The sequence below is a fragment of the Methylobacterium sp. V23 genome (assembly GCF_002917135.1).
GTDB lineage: Bacteria > Pseudomonadota > Alphaproteobacteria > Rhizobiales > Beijerinckiaceae > Methylobacterium.
This window is the reverse complement of sequence record NZ_PDHT01000103.1, coordinates 1-1,892: the sequence shown is the minus strand read 5'-3', so window position 1 is coordinate 1,892 and position 1,892 is coordinate 1. Positions and strand designations below refer to the sequence as shown.

The 1,892-nt window shown below is 46.0% G+C and carries 1 protein-coding gene; it reads left to right on the top strand.

What is annotated here, in order from left to right:
• Positions 1–311: 311 nt before the first annotated feature.
• Positions 312–1,538 (top strand): hypothetical protein, encoded by a 1,227-nt coding sequence (locus tag CRT23_RS28295; RefSeq protein WP_146056561.1) that lies wholly within the window; start codon positions 312–314, stop codon positions 1,536–1,538.
• The last annotated feature ends 354 nt before the right edge of the window (positions 1,539–1,892 follow it).

Sequence of the window (1,892 nt, the reverse complement as noted above, 5' to 3'; positions counted from 1 at the left end):
CACACTGCCAAAGACGCTTCACGCTGCCCTCTAACATCAAAGTGCCCAGGTAGTGCTAGGAGCCCTTCAATACGGACGGCGATCCCCAATTGATCGCTTCGCTTGCCACATGCTGAGATAGGTCGCAGATTTTGTGGTGTTCATTATCGGATCAAGTTTCGCGAATAGACTTCAGATATCCAGCCCTCAAGGAGTTAGTTAAAATCCTATCTTCACTTGGAACATGGCCTCCATGACAATCTTGATAAATAGAATTCTACAACACGATACGACCAGCTTCTTGGCGAAGAAATTTCCCATGAAGATCTACCATGTACTATCCGCTTTATGAGGTTTATATAATGACCGACGCTATATGCAATTTTCAAAACCGTTATGACCCTTCGCCAATCAAGCTAGACGCGAATCTTGGAGTCAAACGAGAGAGCATCCGTCCTTTACGTTATAGAGACTCAGACTTTGATGAAAAGTATGATCATGATACCTTATTATATGACGCGTTCTGGAGCGCAGACTACAGTCATATTATCTTGATAGCGCCGCCTTTCAGGAATTTGCTCGATAATGTTAAATCGATTCGTATGATTGCCCATCCCGCCTTACAACCCTGCAAATTTTCAATTAAAACCCTAGATCGTCATTCTCACATCATTGTTGAAGCGCCTACTAATACAGAAACTATTGAATTATTAGGTTCACTGGGCAATTTCCAAGTGCCCATCAAAAAGAATTTGTGCTCCCTTTTTTCCGGGAAGAAAGTCCTTCTTACCAAATCACGAAATAATATCGTGGATTGGATAAAAGATTGGGCATGCTTCTATCGAGATATTCATAAAGCCGATTCTATTTTGATTTATGACAATAACTCTGATCTGTATAGCGCCGACTATCTGGCGTCTCAGCTTAGTGAGCTTTCGGAATTTTCGCAAATAGTTGTTGTGGATTGGCCTTTTAAATTCGGCCCTCAAGGAGACTCTAACAACCGGCATTGGGACTCAGATTATTGTGAATTTGCTATCCTCGAACATGCGCGTAGAATGTTTCTCTCAAAAGCTCAGGGGGTTGTTAATTGCGACATTGATGAACTTCTTGTATCGAATTGCGATATGAACATATTTGATGCGCTTGAGCGGTCGTCATCTGGAGTTTTGTCTTACCGTGGCAATTGGATGCCTGGTATCGAAGGTCATACCCGCTCACCAGGCAACAGCGGCTTCCTTCGCCATCGCGATTTTGAATACTATACTAGAGTGACAAAGAAATTTAAGTATGGGTTGTTGCCACGATACTCTAATCGTTGTGCTAAAAAGTGGTCAGTCGTTCCTAGTCGATGTCCAGAAAACTCGCAGTGGGCAACCCATCGCATCAAAGGTTGGCTGCCGGCCTATGCCTTGACTCAGTCGTTTGCTTATAGGCACTTCAAGGAAATATCAACCAGCTGGAAGTATGCGCGCCGAGATAGAGAGATATTCGACCTCAAATCGCACGCTTACGATATACAGATAAAGAATCTATTCAACAGGGTTAACTGGGAATAAAGAGTTGCACTATTTTGGCAGCTTGAGGGAACGCTTCTATGGAGCCGGGGATTTGCACGGTATGATGATCCCTTGCGGGCGGTCGCGATAGCAACTGACGATGACTGGGGCAGAGACCTGATCTTTTGGCTCTAACCGTTCCTGGCGGCCCTATCGGACACCTCGAAATACCCCTTCCTTGCGGGACGGTGTCGTGATTCCCTGCTGCTGTTGAGGTTGGGGAGGCTCGGATGGGTCAGCCAGGGCTCTTCGATCTGGACGAGCGCTATCAGCGTAATTACCCACCCCCTTGCGCGGGGTGGGTTTCGCTGATTCCCTCGTGGGATGGGTCGTATCGATCTTGAGCGGCTGAGC